We start from the raw sequence: 18,686 nt of genomic DNA, 5'->3' as shown, positions 1-18,686 counted from the left end.
TAAATTTAAAATAATATTGGTGTTTAAACAAAAAACAACCAAACTCAAAACAATTAAATCAACAAAACCCAAATAAACTCAATTACAACAAACCAAAACAACCAACAAAAACCAAAAATAAACTTACGCTTGACCAAAGTCTAATTAGATATCTGATTTGTATTTGATTTATATTTGATTTATATTTGAATTATGTTTGATTTGATTTGGAGTGGTATTTATGGATTTGAGAATTTTCACTACCGAAAGCTGTAGTAAGTGTGAGAGGTTGAAACAGTATTTTTTGGAGAAAGAGATTGATTTTAGTGAGGTTGATATGACTAGTCCTGAGTCTAGGACTGAGTTGGCTATGAATGAGGTTTTTACGTTATCGGCTCCGGTGTTGAATTTTGGTGATGAGTATTATACGATTTCGGATTTGTTTTTGGATTCTAAATTGAATAAAGAGTTATTGAGTGGTTTGGAGGAAGAGATTGATGAGTCAGGATGATGAGTATACTCAGCTTAATATACGTGGGGAGCCTGTGGAGGGGTTGCCTGAGGTTCGAACTACCGATGGATATCTTCTTCCTTGGGATAGGGAGAAGATTGTTAAGCAGCTTACTAGGGAGACGGAGCTAGCTGAATATATATTTGACACTCCCCCGATTTCACGAGAACTGGCTATGGAGGTTGCTCGTGAAGCAGAAAAAAGGATAAGGAAGTTAGAGGTTGATCAGCTTTCCGGACCTTTAATCCGAGAGATAGTTAACACAATCTTGCTGGAGCATGGACAAGAAAACGGTAGCTCCGGCCAGTTATACCGAAATATATCGACCAGAGTAGGTACGCCGGTATACGACGCGTTCCAGATGGATGTGGGCGGTGGTTTTGAAAGCAATGAAAACGCCAACCTAATCGGTAATCCAGAGACATCTCATAAAAAGAAAGCCGACAAAATATCCAAGGAACAGTATCTATTGACAATGCCAACAGAACTGGCTGACGCACATCTCCGTGGAGACCTACATATACACGACCTAGAGTACTTTGCTTCCCGCCCGTTCTGCATGGATTGGGACCTACGTTACTTCTTATACTATGGTTTGATGCCTGATGGCACCGGCCGTAAATCAAGCGTTGCTGGACCATCTCAAAAACCAGAGGTCGCAGTACTACACGCAGTAAAAGCTCTTGGGTCAGCGCAAACCAACTGGGCTGGTGGACAGGGATTCTACAACTTCCTAACATTCCTGGCTCCATACCTAGAAGGTCTGACATACCAAGAAATCGAGCAACTGATGCAGATGTTCGTGTACGAAATGACCCAGATGATGGTTGCACGAGGTGGACAACTAGTGTTCAGCAGCATACAACTAACCCCAGGCGTACCAGAGGTATGGAGAGACAAACCGATCGTCAAAGCAGGGCAGGTAGGGCCAGACACCTACGGCAGCTATGAAAAACAGGTGCAACAGGCATTCAAAGCGTTAATGAATGTAATGATCAAGGGAGATTACTGGGGTAAACCATTCAACTTCCCAAAACCAGAGATCAACATAAAACCCGAGTTCCTAACACCTGAGTACGATGAACAATGGGAACTAGCCTACGAGCTAACCAGCAAATATGGAACCCCCTACTTCGATAACGAGATACCGGAATACCGTGGGCAAGACGGCGGTATATCCTGCTACCAATGCTGCGCCTACCAATTCAGTGCAAACGAAGACACAGACAGCGACTACGAAGACAAACTCTATTTTGAAGATGGAAAACACTTCACAATGGGTGGATGGCAAGTAATAACACTGAACTGTCCAAGAGCTGCATACAAAGCCAACGGAGACGACGACAAACTATTTAGAGAACTCAAAAACCAAATGGACACAGCCATAGAGATATTCAAAACCAAAAAACGATGGATGAACCTAATGCGCAAAAACAACCGCCTACCCTTCGCACAACAACAACCAAAAGACCCCAACACCGGAGAAAAAGGAACACAAGCAGCAGACCTCGACCAACTCGTATGGACAATAGGAGTCCTAGGAATAAACGACATGGTCCACTACCACACCAACAACCAGATGCACCAATCAAAAGACGCATTAGCACTAGCACTAAGAACAATGGCCGAAATGGAATCATACGCCCGCCACCTCGAACAAAAACACCAAATGGACATAGCCCTCGCAAGAACACCAGCCGAAAGCACAGTACAAAGATTCGCAGTATCCGACCTAATGCACCACAAATACAAACAAAAAGCAAAACAAGTCGTACGCGGAAACATACAAAAAGCCAAAAACAAACTAAAAAACTCAAGAAACGTACCAATATACTACACAAACGGAACACACGTACCAGTAGACGCAGACATATCACTCGGAAAAAGAATCAACATAGAACACAAATTCTTCCCAATAGTAGACGGCGGAAACATAATGCACATATGGCTAGGGGAAACACAACCAAACACAGACGGCCTCAGAAAATTCACAGAAAACATAGCCAAAAACACACAAACAGGATACTTCAGCTACACAAAAGACATGACAATATGCAACCAAGACTTCCACGTAGAAAGCGGACTCAAAAACCAATGCACAAACTGCAACTCCCAAAACATCGACCACATATCAAGAGTAACAGGATACCTACAAGCAGTAAGCGGATGGAACGAAGCCAAAAAACAAGAACTAAAAGACAGACAAAAATACCAAATCAAACAAAAACCAAAACAACAAACATAACCCCACCCCACCTTACTATTTTAACCCCACCCTCTTATCCTATTTTTGTATAGCTAACTAAAAATCGATTATAACAATATCATAGATTTCGAGAAATTTAGGGTAGGTCACTAAATACCTAAAAAATGTATTAAAAAATATAAGATATATTTTGAGGTAGTTGTTTAAAGAAGGTTAGAGTTATAGAGCGCTATATAAATTTTTAAGATTGGTGGAGAGGTTTGGATTAGGTGTTGGGGTTGGGAGGGGGGAGGTGATTTGGTTAGGTTACGCTTCTGGATTCTACTACGACTCCGATGTCTGGTCGTACGCTGAATCCGATTCTATCTCCTACTTGTTGGCCCATTCCTGAGAATCTGTTTACGTGGATTGTTCGGCTTATGTCGTTTCCTATTTCTTCCATGTTTATTTGTAGGTGTACGTCGGTTATTGCTCTGAATGGTGAGAGTACTTCATCGTTTAGGGTTGTGGGGTCTATTGTTAGTATTATTGTTTTTCCGGCTGATGCGAGGTCACGGAAAAATGAGATTATTTCTAGTGCGCCTTGTCTTTCATCACTCTCTCTAACAAGGTGGTCGAATTTTTTATCGTTTCTTAGGATTGCGTCAAAGGTATCGATTATTATAACGTCGGCTTTCCACATCATTTTTGCATCCATAATCTTGCTTAAAGGCTTCCCACCACCTTCTTGTCTCTGTTCCATATATGCATGTAGGAAAAGAAGGTTTTCATCTAAAAGATGTCCTTCGACATTGTAGTTAAGTGAATCCATCTGCTCTATAAAACTGGATGCACGTAACTCACTTGATAGGTATGTTACTCTATATCCTTCTTCACAAAAACCATATGCAAACCGTTGGGAGATGACACTTTTACCTCCACCGTACTCTGCTTCAATCGCCATAATCGAGCCCTTCGGTATCCCACCACCAATCTTCTCCGTAAGACGATCCCGGTCCTCAAGCCCGAGAGAATAAATTTTATCAGACATTTAAAACACCTTTTTTTCAATCATTAATAAAACACCTTATCGCTATTGTTATTTTTTTTAAGTTAATCTTCCTGTGATTTCATCTTGGAGTGATTCGACATATACCATGATTTTTATGTCGTCTCCTGAGTTGTGTTGTTCTGGGTCGATTGGTACGTTGATTTGAGCTGTGTCTCCAGGATTCCATACGTCTGAATTGATGATATCTAGTTCTATGTTTGTTTTGTGGGTTCCATCAACTAGTACATTTGTTTTGTTGGGGTCTCCTGGCAATGTTGATGCACCTGTGTTCTTGACGTAAATCTCCATTGTTTCGTCGTCGTTTGGTATCATGGATGGGTCGTTGATTATTGTTATGTCTCCCCTGATCTGGTTGTCTATGTTTGTTGCTGACTCTCTGAATGAATCTGTTGCGAAATATACTTCTGTTGTTATGACTCCGGCTACAGATGCTGCTATCAAAATCGATGCAATGAATATTATAAGTTCACTACCGGAGGCTCCAGCCAACTTCACCACTCCCTGCAGAATTCCTGTAGTCCATTGTCCACAACCAAAACTAGATTATCTGGCTCTTCACCTATGGTGACGTTAAAATAGACTGTGTCTCCAGGTAGCCAGACCCCACTGTCTGGATATTCGATAACCATGACTTCGTTGATCGATTCATCCAGTATTGAGCCGTCGGCGATTATTGAAAGACTATTTATATCATGTTCGGTGTTCCCTTCATTGGTTGCCTCGAACTCGAGTATTTCATCTGTGTGTTGGATGGTGTTGGTTTGTATCTCAACGTCGGTCTGCTGTTTGTCGAGCTGTATCTCATTTTTAAGGTCTTCTCCCTCTATCAATCTGTCTTGAGAGAAGTCCCAAGCTCCGTATATCATTCCTGCCGACATTACCAGCCCTATAAATATTATTATGGTGGATGCAGATACGCTGAAGCCCATTAGATTTCAAGGTTATATTTAAGTATGTCGTCTATCTCCTTCTTAAGCTTATCAACATTTTTCTCTGAAAGAGCGTCCTCATCATCTCTCAACTTAGATATGAATATCAACGACCTGGTATGATCTTCCACCGTCATACCACCATCAGTCTTCATAAACTCATCCTTCTCAGATGAATAGGAAGAGTTCCCTGTACCAGACTTACTTGCCTTAACACCGTACTCGAAAATAGGTTGTGTAGAAATACTTTCTTCAAACCGTTCAACATAATCCCTGACCTCAGGAGAAATCCACTTAAGATCCACATAAACATCCAGTATCTGCCTGAACTCAGTCGTATCAACCATCGTCAACAAAAAGTTAGTCCAGTTCATCAACACAATATCGGAATAATAATCCCGCTTAATCTCCTCCAAATAATACTCACGTTCACCAGAACCATCTTCACCAAACTCATCATCACCGTTACTAACGGCCTCTAACTTTTTGCCAAGCATCTCTATACGCTTCTCAAGTTTCTTAAGTTTCTCTTCCGAAATATCAATCTCCTCCATAGAACCTTGATCTTCATCATCAAAAACAGAATCAGAACCTACATCCTCTTCAAGAAAATCATCCACATCTTCATCCACATCTTCATCGAAATCATCGGGAGTTATAACCTGCCTATCATCATCCTCTTCAGATAGATCCTCAACATCATCCTCTTCATCAAGGAAATCGTCATCTTCATCCAGGAAATCATCACTGAAATCCTGTTCACCTTCACTGCCTTCAAAAACACCGAAACCATCGGCATTCTCAATATCCCGATTACTCAAATCCTCGCCACCACCAGTAAACGGATTTATATCCTTAGTAACCAACTCATAAACATCAAGCAACTTCTTAACATTCTCCTCAACATCATCAACCCGATTACCAATACTCTCAATATCATCCTTAGTCACCGAAATCGTTGAGGAAAGCCCACCAACCTCTGTCTCTAACGCTTCAATACTACTCTGAATCTCAGACAACTGAGAACTCCCATCCTCTTCATCAAAATCATCAAAATCATCCGAAGCGTCATCAAAATCATCAAAACCCTCATCTTCAAACAACTCCTCATCATCCTCAACAGAGTCCTCTTCGTCCTCGGAACCCCTTCCTAACAACATCTTCAATGGATTAAAATTCATAATTACCCAACCTAACAAATCAATACAATAAACAAATTCTAAATAACCAATAAAATATTATCAAACTCATATATAAACCTTTTTTCCACAAACAACCAACCAAACAACCCCTCCACAAAAAACCAATAAAAAATAAAACAAAAAAATTAAGAACCAAAAAAAATCAAACAAAAAAAACTAACAAAAAACTTTTTTTAAACTTCTACCCAAAAAACAGTGTGAAAAGCCATAAATTTAGATTTAAATACATTATAATTGTTTTTTCATTTTTGATAAATGCTAAGTGGGTTTATATACTAAACCATACTTCTATATTAAACAGGTGTATAGAAAGATGAAAAATAAGATAAAGAATTTCTTCCAGGCAGAAGAAGGTCAGGTCGGAATCGGTACACTGATCGTCTTCATAGCCATGGTACTAGTAGCCGCAATAGCAGCTGCAGTACTAATCAACACAGCAGGATACCTACAAGAACAAGCAACAAGAACAGGAGAAGAATCAACATCAGCAGTTTCCGATGGACTAGAAATATACGATACATGGGGTAGCGTAACTGATGACAATTATGTCGATGAAGTTAATCTGCTTGTTAATCTTAGGCCAGGAAGCGATAACATTGACTTAAATTCTACAACGATAAGCTACATAGATGACCATGTTTCAACACAATTAACCCCACATAACATCATTACTGATAATGAAGATGTTCCTGAGTGGACAGATAAAGAAAATACTTTCAATATAACGAGCATTTATGATCCAAGTAACTCAGTTGACGAAGAAATGGTTATAACAGATCAACAGGATAGAGTTCAATTAACGCTAGACACTAGCGAACTTAATGGTGCAGACGGTCTTTCTACTGGTGATACTGCTGAAGTAACTATAAATCCTGGTCAGGGAACTGAGACAGTGACAACGCTTATTGTGCCAAGCACTTTGACTGGACTTGATGTTGTACCGCTGTAAATAATTAAATGAAAAGTATTTAGGTGATTTTGGGGGTTTTACCCCTCTCTTTTTTATTTTTTTGGTCATTTGTTTTTGGTTGTTTTGTATAGTTTGTTTGTTTTTTTTGTGATGTTTTTCCAGCTGTATTTTTGTGCTTGTTTTTTGGTTTGTTTTGGGTTTGGTGGGTTTTGGATTGTTTTTTTGATTGTTTGTTGTAGTTTTTTTGGGTTTAGTTGTGTTATGGTTCCTGTTTTTGGTGTTATTAGGTGTTTTGCTGCGTTGTTTGGTTCGTTTACTGTTATTGTTGGTGTTCCGGAGGCCATTGCTTCTATTACTGTTATTCCGAATCCTTCTCTTGATGATGGTAGTATGTGTGTTTTTGATGCTTTCATTATGCTTATTAGTTTTTTGTATTCGATATTTCCGAGGAATTCGATTTCTGCGTTTGTTTTTTGTGTTTGTTTTTTGAGTTTTTGTTGTTGTGGGCCGGTTCCGATGATGCCGAGTGTTATGTTTGTGTTGTCTACTGCTTTTATTAGTGTGTCTATGTTTTTGTGTTCTATTAGTCGGCCGACGTATAGGGCGTCGTAGCCTTTTTTGTTTGGTTTTATTTTGTTGATTTGGTTGATGTTTATTCCGTTGGGTATGTATGTGCTGTTTACTCCGTGTTGTTTTAGTTTGTTTTGTGTTGTTTTTGATACTGCTATGATTTGGTTTGGTGTTTTTGTTGTTATTTTTTCTATTGTTTTTCCGATGTGTCCTGGCCATCCTAGGTATTCTAGCCAGTATTCGTTCCAGACTTCGTGCCATGTGATCACTGTTTTTGTGTTTTTTAGTCTGGTTTTTAGGTATGTGGTTAGTGCTGGGAAGTATGGGAACTGGTTTATGTCTATTATGTCGTAGTTTGTATCGATTTTTAGGAGGTGTGTTGCGAAGTAGAGGGCTTGTTTTATTGATCTACGGTTGTTTGTGTAGAGTTTTTTAGGTTTACAGATTCCATGGAGTGTTACATCGTTTTTTGTTTTGGTTTTGGGGCCGTCCCACCACTTCATCGTTATTATATGGATGTCGTGTTTGTCTGTTAATCGGCTGGCTATTTCCCATGTTCGTTTTTCTGCACCTCCTATTACCCAGGGGTACATTACGTCGGTTATGTATGCGATCTTCATTTTCTCTTGGCTTTGGTTTTGTTTTGTTTTTTTGGGGTTTTTGTTTTGGTTTTGGTTTTTTGGAGTCGTTTTTTTGGTATGAAGAGTAGGTTTTTGAGGCCGTCTTTCCAGCTGCTTATTACGACTTCTCCGGTTCTTTTTTGGTATTTGATTGGTATTTCGGTGGTTTTGATTTCTGGGTGTTTTGTTGTTTCTATTTTTATTTCTTCTGAGAATGGCATTCCGTTGCTTGTTAGCTGTATTTTGTTTAGTATTTCTTTTTTGAATATCCACATTCCTGATTGTGAGTCTTTTAGGTTTGTGTTGAATAGTAGGTTTGTTGTGGTTGTTAGTATCCAGTTTCCGATTTTGTGTTTGGTTGACATTGCGTTTTCTCCGAGTTTTGCGAACCGGTTGGTTGTCATGAAATCAACTTCGTTTTGTAGGAAGGTTTTTAGGTGTTTGTTTATGTTTTCTGCGGGGTAGGAGTTGTCTCCGTCCATTGTTATTATTATGTCTCCGGTGGCGTGTTGGAATCCGGTTTTGTATGCTCGGCCGTAGCCTTTGCGTTTTTCGGTTATTACTTTGGCGCCTAGTTTTTTGGCGTTTTTTTGTGTTTGGTCGGTGCTGCCTCCGTCGATAACTAGGTATTCGACGTCATATTCGTTTTTTAGTTGTTGTAGTTTTTTTAGTGTTTTTTTGATTCCTTTTTCTTCGTTTAATGTTGGTATTACGACGGTGATTTTCATGGTGTGTCTCCATATGAAGTTTGTTAGTTGGTTTGGCTGGTGTTTTGTGTTTTTTGGTACCAGTTGTATGTTTTTTTGATTCCTTGGTTTGCTGTGGTTTGTGGTTTCCAGCCTATTTGTCTTAGTTTTGTTGTGTCTGCTTGTGTTTTTTCTATGTCGCCTTTCCAGCTTTTTCCACCGGTGTAGGTGTATTTTGGGTTGATGTTCATTAGGTCTGTTATTTTTTTGGCTATCTGGTTTACTGTTAGTGTTTTGCCGGTTCCTACGTTGTAGGTTTCTCCTGGTTCTCCGTTTTTCCATGTTTTGATGAATGCGTCTATGGTGTCTTTTATGTATATGTAGTCTTTTTCTTGTTTTCCTGTTCCTAGTATTTTGAGTTTGTTTGGGTTTTTGGTTAGTTTGTTGAAGAAGTCCCACATTACTCCTTTTTTGTTTTTTGGGCCGTAGACGTTGTATAGTCTGAGTGTTTTTATGTTTAGGTTGTGTGTGTTGTGTAGTGCGTTGCAGTACATTTCTGCTGATGCTTTTGATGCTCCATAGGGTGATATTGGTTTTAGTGGTTCGTTTTCTGGTGTTGGTGTTTTGTTGGTTGGTCCATAGACGGTTGATGTGCTGGTGTTGATTATTTCTATGTCTTTTTTGATGGCTGTTTTTAGTATGTTGAGTGTTCCTTTGGTGTTTGTCTGGAAGTCTTCATCTATGTTTTTGGTGGATTTTGGTACGGAGCTTTGTGCTGCTAAATGAAATATGATGTCACAGCCTTCAGCTGCTTTTTCGACTGTTTTTTGGTTTTTTATGTCTCCTTTGATTTCTTTTAGTTGTTTTAGGTTTAGTTTTTTGCTTGCGCTGTAGTTGTCGAGTCCCCGTACGTTGTGGCCGTTGTTGATTAGTTTTTTGGTTAGGTGTGTTCCGATGAATCCTGCGTGCCCTGTTATCAGTATGTTCATTTTTTTGCCTCTTTTATGGTTTTTAATCCGTGTTTTGATAGTTTTTTGGCTTTTTGTTTTGTTTTTGCTTCTGTGAAAATTCTTATTACGGGTTCTGTGCCGCTGGGCCGTATTAATAGCCAGCTGTCTTCGTAGAATATTTTTATTCCGTCTATTGTTGTTTGTTCGGTTCCTTCGTTACTTAGTTTATTTATGACTTTCTGCATTGTCTGGGTTTTGTTGTTGACCTTGATTTTGGTTTTTATGTTGTGGTAGTTTGGTAGTTGTTCTGTGAGTTTTCCGAGTGTTGTTTGTTCCTGTGCTATTAGTTCGATGATTCTGGTTGTGGTTAGGGCTCCGTCTCGACAGTATTGGAAGTCGGGGTGGATTACACCTCCGTTTTCTTCTCCACCACATACACAACTACTTCCTAATTCGATCATTTTACGGGCGACTGCGGTGCTACCGACTTCGGTCCAAACTATATTGCCTCCATGGTTCCAAACGGTTTCAGCAACCTTGTTTCCAGAGCTAACCGGTGTTACAACCGTGTCCCCATCCCTTTTTCTTAACATATCTTTGAATAGTAATGCGAGTGTTACGTCTCCTAGTAATGGTGTTCCATCTTCGGTTACAAATGTGGCTCGATCTGCGTCTCCATCGTGAGCTATACCGAGGTCGGCATCTATCGCTTTAACCGTTTTAGATAGGTCTTGTATGTTTTCTGGAACCGGTTCAGGATCCCGTCCAGGGAAAGTACCGTCTGGATGGCCGTTGATCGTGATAACTTCACAACCAAGCTCCTTAAGTAGGTATGGAGTTACGTTGTGGCCGGCACCATTTCCAGGGTCAACAACTACCTTTGGATTCCAACCCGCAATTAAATCCCTGTCAACCAAACCAACAATCGCATCGATATACTGCCTAATGCAGTCTGTTTTTCGGTACCTACCTGGTTTGTCCCAACCTGCATACCTAAAATCCTTTTTTTGATATATAGATTCGATTTCATCTAAACGGTCTGCTGGATACTCAACTCCCTCACCATCGATTAGTTTCAATCCATTGTACTGTGGTGGGTTGTGGCTAGCGGTTATTATGATCCCTGAAACCGCGTTCGAAGTATTGGTGTAGTATTGTTGGCATGGTGAGGGAACAACGCCTAAATCTATTACGTCTGCACCCGAGGACTGCAACCCCGACACCACGGCTCTACGCAACATATCTCCAGAGATACGTGTGTCCCGGCCAACCGTTATAGCTCCCTCCACGTATGAAGCAAGTGACCTCGCTATCTCAACAGCAAACTCAGGCGTTATCTCCTCGTTAGCTATACCTCTAACTCCATTTGTACCAAAAATCTCAGGAATTTACATCACCTCAAAACCATCTCTACTTAAATCAACACCATTCCAAACCCGAACACCATCACAAACACACACCCCAGATACTTTACAGCCATCACCAACAACAGAACCCTCAACAACAGAATCCATAATGATTGAACCACTTCCTACAACCGAGTTACACACCCTACTACCCTCTTTAAGTTCAACACCCTCCAACAAAACCGAGTTCTCTACAACAACATCCTCCTCAACAACAACCCCATCATACAGGTAGGAACCCTCAACACTACCCCTAATCATATTGGAACGTTCTCTATCTGAATCTAAGATTTGATGAGCATCTATATAACTCGATGGAGTACCGATATCAACCCAATACCCATCAAACCTATAACCATATAAATCGTCAACAAGCCTTGGAAAAACCTCACGTTCAACCGAAGTTTTCCTACCACGCTCCATATAACCAAACACCTCTTGATCGAAAACATAGATTCCAGCATTAATCAAATTTGAAAAAACCTCATCCGGAGACGGTTTCTCCACAAACCTATTGATCCGACCATCACCATCCAACCCCACAATACCATACCTACCTGGATTTTCAACACCCCACAAAGCAATCGCTCCAACACCACCCTTAGAACGATGATACCCAACCAAACCATCAACATCGATAGAAGAAAGAATATCACCATTAAAAACAACAAAATCCCCATCAATATAAGGCTCCATATTCTTTATCGCCCCACCAGTACCAAGAGGCCGAGGCTCATCAACAACACGAACCTCAACACCAACATCACGCCCACCATAATACCGATTAATCTCATCCTTCATATAATTACAAGCCAACAAAACCTCATCAAAATAACCAGGAAGCGAATCAATAATCCAATCCAAAATCGCCCTACCATGAATCGGCACCAACGGCTTAGGCCTCTCCAAACTCAAAGGCCTAAGACGAGTACCCCTACCACCAGCAAGAACAACAGCCTTCATAAAATATCACAATACCCAATATATACCTCAACCACATTAAAAAACACCAAAAAAACACCCAAAAAAACACCTGAAAAACTATGTTTAATGGTGGGGACAACCGTTTTGTAGGTACAGGTAGTTGGTTAATTAATGACTTGTTTCTGCAGTTGGAGTGGAGGAAAAGACAGTTGTCTATCACTAGATCGCGCTATAAACACTCATGATTTGGAGATAGATTACCTGATCAATATGATAAACAAGGACAGGAAAATCGGACACGGCACACCCCCCAAATATATACAAAAACAAGCAGACGCATTAGACCTACAGCTAATACAAAAAAAGGTAACATGGAATACATATGAAGAAAACTACAGCAAAATACTAGAAAAATTGAACCCCGATATAGGTGTCTTTGGAGACATGGATATCGAAGAACACAAGAACTGGGTCACAAACTTCTGCAAAAAACACAAAGTAACCCCCGTACTACCATTATGGAACGAAAACCCAACCAAACTATACAAAGAATTCACCAACCAGTACACGGCAATCATAATAAAAATCGACCCCCAAAAAATAGATGAAAAATGGCTCGGCAAACCACTAAACCAACAGTTCCTACAGTACCTAAAAAACAACAAAATACATCCAATGGGAGAAGGCGGCGAATACCACACATACGTAACAAACGGACCCCTATTCAAAAACAAAATAAAATACAAACTAGGAAAAAAACACAAAGACAAAAAAACAGGAACCATCTCAATAAACCTAAAATAAACAAAACAAACCCACAAAACACCAAACAAAAAAATTACCCTAACACCACCAACCGAGGTTCTGAACAAACCTACCCTAAATATTTCGTGTGATGTGTTTTGAATTAAGTTAGTTTGTTTTGGGTTGTAGTGGTGGTTTGTGTTTGGTTTGGGGGTGTTGGGTCACCCATTTTATTTTGGTTTGGGAGTAATATTGGTAGGTTAGGAGTATATCATGGATTTAGTTGTTTGTTTGATTTGAGGTATTTATTATGGATTTTCGTTCGCATGAAGTTGGTGTTTTGAAGGTGCTTTCTGATTTGGGGTCTGCTTCGCCAGCTGAGGTTGCTGGTGTTGGAGATGTTGATGAGAGCGGTGTGATGAGGGCTGGTTTGGAGCTTCAGGAAAAGGGTTTGGTTGAGATCGAGGAATCTAGTGAGATTTTTTTTGAGATTGGTGGTGAGGGCCGTCGTTTATTGGAATATGGACTTCCTGAGGATAGGGTATTAAGTTTTGTAGGGGATGGTGTTTCTTCTTTAGGTAGTTTGTCTCAAGAGCTTGAAGGTGATGTGCTCAACATCGGGCTTGGTTGGATTCGTGATAAGGGTCTTGGTGAGATAGTTGGTGGTGAGATCAAGCTTACAGATAAGGGTAGAGATAGATTAGAGTTGGAGGAGAAACCTGAACTAAAGGTTTTGAGGTTTTTGAGCGATGAACCTAAATCTATGGGTAGTGTTGAACAGTTGGTTGATAATCCTGAAAGTATTCTGGATGAGTTGTTGAGCCGTAACCAAGCTGTTCAGAAGGTTGAGAAGGTTAGTAGGGAGTTGAAGATAACCGATAAGGGCCGTAAGGTAGTTAGAGATGGCTTGGACAGAGATTTTGATAACTATATACATGAATTAACTCCCGAGTTGATTAGTTCTGGAGAGTGGAGGGAGCGGGAGTTCCGTAAGTATGATGTTACAGCTAGTACTCAACCGGTTTATCCTGGTAAACGACATCCTTACCAACTTATTTTAGATGATATACGACGGATATTTAGAGACATGGGGTTCAAGGAGATTAAAGGCCGTACCGTTGAATCTAGTTTCTGGAACTTTGATGCTTTGTTCCAACCTCAAGACCATCCTGCCAGAGAGATGCAAGACACGTTCTACCTAGAAACTCCAAATGAACTGGACCTACCTGACGACGAACTGGTTAGCCGTGTGAAAAAAATGCATGAAGAGGGAGGGGAGTTAGATTCAACTGGCTGGCGCGACCCATGGAGCCGTTCACTATCTAAAAAAGCTGTATTAAGAACACACACCACCTCTACAACTATCAGCTATCTCGCCAGAAACCCAAGGCCACCAGAAAAAGTTTTCAGTATAGACCGAGCCTACCGTCGTGAAACAATAGATGCAACCCACCTACCCCAGTTCTACCAACTTGAAGGCATAGTTTTAGGAGAAAAACTATCATTCAACAACCTACTGGGATACCTATCAACCTTCTACAGCCGCATGGGATTCGATGAAATCAGGTTCCGACCCGGATACTTCCCATACACCGAACCAAGTGTCGAACCAGAAGTTTATGTAGAGGAGTTAGGTGAATGGGTAGAGTTAGGAGGAGCAGGTGTCTTCAGACGCGAAGTCACAAAACCCATCGGCGTCGAACACCCAGTACTAGCCTGGGGACTCGGTATCGGCCGACTAGCAATGCTAAAACTAGGGCTAACAGACCTCAGAGACCTATACCAAAGCGATATAGATTGGTTAAGGAGGAATCCAACATGCCGGTTATAGAAATAGACCTACCAGAAATAGAAGAACTTGTCCAAAAAGACAGAGAAACAATATTAGATCGCGTACCAATGATCGGAGCCGACGTAGAACGAATTGAAGGAGAAACAGCATACATAGAGTTCTTCCCGAACAGACCAGACCTATTCAGCATAGAAGGAATAGCAAGAGCACTAAAAGGCTTCCTAGAAACAGAAACCGGCCTACCACAATACAAAACCAAACAACCAAAAACCAAAATGAAAATACACCAATCCGTCAACCAAGTCCGACCCGAAGCAGTAGGAGCAATCGTAAAAAACCTAAAACTAAACGAAAAAACCATTAAAACAATAATGGACCTCCAAGAAAACCTACACTGGGGATTAGGAAGAGACCGAAAAAAAGTATCAATCGGAATACACGACCTAGATAAAACAACCCCACCATTCACATACAAAGCAGTAAACCCCAACACACATCCATTCACACCACTAAACACCAACCAAAAAATGACCCCCAAACAAATACTAAAAAAACACCCAAAAGGACAAAAATACAAACACATAATCCAAAACTCAAAAAAATACCCAATAATAACCGACAACCAAAACCAAATACTCTCATTCCCACCAATCATCAACAGCAAACTAACAGAAGTAAACACCAACACAAAAAACGTATTCATAGACGTAACAGGCACACAAAAACACAGCATAAACAAAGCACTAAACATAATAACCACAGCCCTCGCAGAAAGAAACGGACAGATAGAACAAATACAACTAACAGGAAAAACCAACCAAAAAACACCAAACCTAAAACCAAAAAAACACACAATAAAACACAAAGAAATACAAAACCTAATAGGCCAAAACATAACCCCACAACAAGCAACAAAAGCACTAGAAAAAATGCGATACAAAGCCAAACAAAAACAAAACAAAATCGAAGTATGGACCCCCAACTACAGAGCAGACATACTCCACAAATGGGACATAATCGAAGACATAGCAATCGGATACGGATACCAAAACATACAGCCAAAACTACCAAAAACCCCAGGAATCGGCTCCAGCCACCCAACCGAAGAACTAGGAGACAAACTAAGAGACATAATGACAGGCCTCGGATACAACGAAGTAATGACCCTAACACTAACAAACAAACAAGAAACAAAAAAACTCAACAAACAAACAAAAAACCCAGTAAAAATACAAAACCCAATATCAACAGACCACACAATACTCAGAGAAACAATCTACCCCAAACTAATGCAAATACTGAAACTCAACAAACACAGAGACCTACCACAAAAAATATTCGAATACGGAGAATGCTTCCACCAAAACAAAAAAATAAACGAATGCAGACACCTCACAGCAATAGCAATAGGCCCCAAAATGAACTACAGCCAAATAAAATCACACACAGAAGCAATACTAAACGAACTCAACACAAAAACCAAACACAAACCACTACAAAACGGACCATACATACCAGGAAGAGCAGCCAAAATCACAAAAAACAACAAAAAAATCGGAGAATACGGAGAAATACACCCAAAAATAATCCAAAAATACGAACTAAACCACCCAATAACAGCACTAGAAATAGAACCACAAAAAATACCAAAAAACCAAACAAAAACCCACTAAAACCAAAAAAACCAACCCTACCACCCACCATATACCTCACAAAAAACTTTCCACCCATTATCTTATCTAATTAGATAGGTAGATCACAACCCATTACACTAATTTACCTATCTATTTTGGTTGTGGGGGTATTTTATCTGTCTTTTAGGTTTGTTAGGGGTGTTACAGTTGTAGTTTGCGTGCTACTTCCATTTTGTTTACTTTGGTGTTGACGCATCCGTCTTCGCTTAGTAGGATGCCTTGGCTGGGTAATCCTGCTTGGTTTGCTTTTTTTATTGCTTGGTCTAGTTCGTCGTAGCATGCAACGCCTACTACTGCGTCTACGTCGCCGTTTTTTAGTACTTTGAATACTAAGCTTCCTCCTGGAACTACGTATATTTGGTATCCTAGTTTTTCTGCGTATTCTATGATGTCCGCGATATTGCATTTACCGCATTTTTTGCATTTTAATCCACGGTCGCCGTACTCTCCTTTGCATTCCCCTGCTTTCCGTAGACAGTGGGGTAGGAATAAAGCTCTTTTATGTATCGGGGTTTTTTTGAATGCTTCCCGATCCATCATGTTTCGAACTTCTATATCGACGTACTGTGACCACTCTTCATTTAAGTTAAGTTGGCCTAGTACTTTGGAGGTTAGTTCATGGGCGTTTGTATGTGCACCAGAGGTGTACATACGTCCTATCAGTCTTTTTATTTTGTCTTTCAAGTTTCTTGAACCTCTTTAGAGGCCCCTTATATTGGGTTTTTTTATTAACTATGCTTTTTATTTTTTCTATAGCTCTGTAACTCCATCTTCTGTTATAACTCCGTCGATTAGTTCTGCGGGTGTTAGGTCGAATGCTTGGTTGTATGCTTTTACTTTGTTTGGAGCTATCTGACAACCACATATCTGTTTAATCTCGGTTTCACTTCTTTCTTCTATCTCTATTTCATCGATGGTTAGTTCTTCGTCAAAAGTTGATTTTGGTGCAGCTACATAAAACTCTACCCCATGTCTATCTGCGAGTACAGCAATGTTGTATGTGCCTATTTTATTTGCTACACCATCTCTGGCAACACGGTCCGCCCCAACAACCACCTTATCGATTTTAGGCATCAAAGCACCGACCGCGCTATCCACAATCAATGTAGTGTCGACACCTATATCCATGGTTAGTTCGTATGAAGTTAATCTAGCGCCCTGTAGAACGGGTCTTGTTTCAGTGCAAACTACATCTATATCGATATCTCTTTCAACGGCCCGCTTAATAACACCTAATGCAGTTCCATACATCCCTGATGTCGCCAATGCACCAGCGTTACAGTGGGTTAAAACGGTGTCTCCATCATCGAGTAGGTCTGCTCCATTATCCCCCATCCTCTTGTTGATCTCCCGGTCTTCCATGAATATCGATTTTGCTTCTTTTTCTACAGCTTTCTGCCAATCACCAGACCTATCCACAACATCCATAACTCGATCTATAGCCCAAAAAAGATTCACTGCAGTGGGACGAGTCCTTCTTAAACGATCAGCAGCCTCTTCCAATACCTCTAAATCCCCTTCTTTACTAGCCAACAACAAACCAAAAGCAGCCGACACCCCAATAGCTGGAGCACCACGAACCTTCAACTCCTCAATAGCAATAGCAACTTCCTCAACACTCTCAAGCTCCAGATACTCAAGTTCGTTAGGCAACTTAGTTTGATCAATCATTAAAACCTTATCATCTTCAAAACGTACTGTATCCAAAAACAACCACCTTCAATAAAAACATTTTTTATCCATTTAGGAATAAAAACTCCACAATCTTTAGATAGCCTTTCAATCTAAAATATATGTGGTTAAAATGGTCAACGCTATCTCAGCAATCGCAAAAGACAAACCCGGAGTACTCAGAGATATAACAAAAATCGTAGCTAAAGAAAAAGGAAACATAACCTACACCCAACAATTCATCCTAGACAGAGGAGAACACAAAGGAAAAGCCCACATCTACATGGAAATAAACAACACAAACAAAATCAAAAAAATAATCAACCAAATAAAAAACAACCCAAACATAATCAAAATCTCCGAATCACCAAGATTCCACGAAGTATACGGCAAACGCGTAATAATATTCGGAGGAGGCGCACAAGTATCAGAAGTCGCAAAAGGAGCAATAAGCGAAGCCGACCGACACAACATACGAGGAGAAAAAATATCAGTCGACACCCTCCCAATAGTAGGAGAAAAATCACTCTCCGAAGCAGTAAAAGCAGTCAAAAGACTACACCGCGCAAAAATCCTAGTACTAGCCGGCGCCCTACTAGGCGGAGAAATAACAAAAGCAGTCAAAGAACTAAAAAAAGAAGGAGTATGGGTAATAAGCCTAAAAAACGTCGGAAGCGCACACAAACAAGCAGACCTAGTAGTCTCAGACCCCACACTAGCCGGAGTACTCGCAGTAATGACAATCTCAAACAAAGCACAATTCAACATCAAACAAGCACAAGGAAAACAACTCTAAAACAAAACCAACAACACAAAAAAACAAAACTAAATTAAACCTAAA

At 40.2% G+C, this 18,686-nt stretch carries 18 protein-coding genes; 7 read left to right on the top strand and 11 right to left on the bottom strand.

The genetic code is table 11. The features are described from left to right. Positions 1-220 precede the first annotated feature (220 nt). A complete protein-coding gene (locus AMET1_RS04600; protein ID WP_201721279.1) occupies positions 221-490 on the top strand; it encodes a glutaredoxin family protein in 270 nt (89 codons plus the stop codon). After that, on the top strand, positions 477-2,735 hold the full coding sequence (nrdD, locus tag AMET1_RS04595) for an anaerobic ribonucleoside-triphosphate reductase (protein WP_086637294.1): 2,259 nt from the start codon (positions 477-479) through the stop codon (positions 2,733-2,735). Before AMET1_RS04600 ends, nrdD begins: the two co-directional genes overlap by 14 nt. A 262-nt stretch (positions 2,736-2,997) precedes the next feature. On the opposite strand, the gene AMET1_RS04590 is transcribed toward nrdD, so the two are convergent. The 4 genes from AMET1_RS04590 to AMET1_RS04575 are packed head-to-tail and all read right to left on the bottom strand — an operon-like array spanning position 2,998 to position 5,857. Beyond that, entirely contained in the window at positions 2,998-3,726 is a 729-nt protein-coding gene (locus tag AMET1_RS04590) for an ATPase domain-containing protein (protein WP_086637293.1), read from the bottom strand. A 57-nt stretch (positions 3,727-3,783) separates the two neighbouring features. Continuing rightward, on the bottom strand, positions 3,784-4,242 hold the full coding sequence (locus tag AMET1_RS04585; protein ID WP_161490769.1) for a hypothetical protein: 459 nt from the start codon (positions 4,240-4,242) through the stop codon (positions 3,784-3,786). Then, complete coding sequence (locus AMET1_RS04580; protein WP_161490768.1) at positions 4,239-4,625, bottom strand: hypothetical protein; 387 nt, start codon at positions 4,623-4,625, stop codon at positions 4,239-4,241. The genes AMET1_RS04585 and AMET1_RS04580 overlap by 4 nt, the downstream gene beginning before the upstream one ends. 50 nt (positions 4,626-4,675) lie before the next feature. Next, entirely contained in the window at positions 4,676-5,857 is a 1,182-nt protein-coding gene (locus tag AMET1_RS04575; protein ID WP_086637290.1) for a FlaD/FlaE family flagellar protein, read from the bottom strand. Between the two features lie 334 nt (positions 5,858-6,191). Between AMET1_RS04575 and AMET1_RS04570 the strand changes: the two genes are divergently transcribed. Beyond that, complete coding sequence (locus AMET1_RS04570; RefSeq protein WP_086637289.1) at positions 6,192-6,827, top strand: archaellin/type IV pilin N-terminal domain-containing protein; 636 nt, start codon at positions 6,192-6,194, stop codon at positions 6,825-6,827. Positions 6,828-6,892: 65 nt separating this feature from the next. Here the strand turns inward: AMET1_RS04570 and AMET1_RS04565 are convergent, their stop codons facing one another. Genes AMET1_RS04565 through AMET1_RS04545 form a run of 5 tightly spaced genes read right to left on the bottom strand, consistent with a single transcriptional unit; the run spans position 6,893 to position 11,983 of the window. Further along, positions 6,893-7,978, bottom strand: coding sequence for a glycosyltransferase family 4 protein (locus tag AMET1_RS04565; RefSeq protein ID WP_086637288.1), 1,086 nt, complete (start codon positions 7,976-7,978; stop codon positions 6,893-6,895). Continuing rightward, positions 7,975-8,706: a glycosyltransferase family 2 protein gene (locus AMET1_RS04560; RefSeq protein ID WP_086637287.1), complete on the bottom strand. Its 732-nt coding sequence runs from the start codon at positions 8,704-8,706 to the stop codon at positions 7,975-7,977. The genes AMET1_RS04565 and AMET1_RS04560 overlap by 4 nt, the downstream gene beginning before the upstream one ends. A 23-nt stretch (positions 8,707-8,729) precedes the next feature. Further along, complete coding sequence (locus AMET1_RS04555) at positions 8,730-9,653, bottom strand: NAD-dependent epimerase/dehydratase family protein (RefSeq protein WP_086637286.1); 924 nt, start codon at positions 9,651-9,653, stop codon at positions 8,730-8,732. Further along, the gene (glmM, locus tag AMET1_RS04550; RefSeq protein ID WP_269087997.1) at positions 9,650-10,993 is read right to left on the bottom strand and encodes a phosphoglucosamine mutase; all 1,344 of its coding nucleotides are present in this window, start codon (positions 10,991-10,993) and stop codon (positions 9,650-9,652) included. The genes AMET1_RS04555 and glmM overlap by 4 nt, the downstream gene beginning before the upstream one ends. A gap of 9 nt (positions 10,994-11,002) precedes the next feature. Then, on the bottom strand, positions 11,003-11,983 hold the full coding sequence (locus tag AMET1_RS04545; protein WP_086637284.1) for a sugar phosphate nucleotidyltransferase: 981 nt from the start codon (positions 11,981-11,983) through the stop codon (positions 11,003-11,005). 132 nt (positions 11,984-12,115) lie between these two features. On the opposite strand from AMET1_RS04545, the gene AMET1_RS04540 reads away from it, so the two are divergent. From AMET1_RS04540 to pheT, 3 genes are all read left to right on the top strand, one after another. Then, complete coding sequence (locus tag AMET1_RS04540; protein ID WP_086637283.1) at positions 12,116-12,748, top strand: Dph6-related ATP pyrophosphatase; 633 nt, start codon at positions 12,116-12,118, stop codon at positions 12,746-12,748. 250 nt (positions 12,749-12,998) lie between these two features. After that, the gene (gene pheS, locus AMET1_RS07795) at positions 12,999-14,519 is read left to right on the top strand and encodes a phenylalanine--tRNA ligase subunit alpha (RefSeq protein WP_143406844.1); all 1,521 of its coding nucleotides are present in this window, start codon (positions 12,999-13,001) and stop codon (positions 14,517-14,519) included. Beyond that, positions 14,507-16,153: a phenylalanine--tRNA ligase subunit beta gene (gene pheT, locus AMET1_RS04535; RefSeq protein WP_161490767.1), complete on the top strand. Its 1,647-nt coding sequence runs from the start codon at positions 14,507-14,509 to the stop codon at positions 16,151-16,153. Before pheS ends, pheT begins: the two co-directional genes overlap by 13 nt. 162 nt (positions 16,154-16,315) lie before the next feature. Here the strand turns inward: pheT and AMET1_RS04530 are convergent, their stop codons facing one another. Further along, a complete protein-coding gene (locus AMET1_RS04530) occupies positions 16,316-16,858 on the bottom strand; it encodes a DUF116 domain-containing protein (protein WP_086637281.1) in 543 nt (180 codons plus the stop codon). Between the two features lie 66 nt (positions 16,859-16,924). Then, complete coding sequence (gene mtnA, locus AMET1_RS04525) at positions 16,925-17,881, bottom strand: S-methyl-5-thioribose-1-phosphate isomerase (RefSeq protein ID WP_086637280.1); 957 nt, start codon at positions 17,879-17,881, stop codon at positions 16,925-16,927. Positions 17,882-17,978: 97 nt separating this feature from the next. On the opposite strand from mtnA, the gene AMET1_RS04520 reads away from it, so the two are divergent. Next, positions 17,979-18,641, top strand: a complete 663-nt coding sequence (locus AMET1_RS04520; RefSeq protein ID WP_086637279.1) for a DUF5612 domain-containing protein — start codon at positions 17,979-17,981, stop codon at positions 18,639-18,641. Positions 18,642-18,686 lie beyond the last annotated feature (45 nt).

The sequence above is a fragment of the Methanonatronarchaeum thermophilum genome (assembly GCF_002153915.1).
Taxonomy (GTDB): domain Archaea; phylum Halobacteriota; class Methanonatronarchaeia; order Methanonatronarchaeales; family Methanonatronarchaeaceae; genus Methanonatronarchaeum; species Methanonatronarchaeum thermophilum.
The sequence above is the reverse complement of the archived record's forward strand: the minus strand, read 5'-3'. Positions and strand labels throughout refer to the sequence as shown.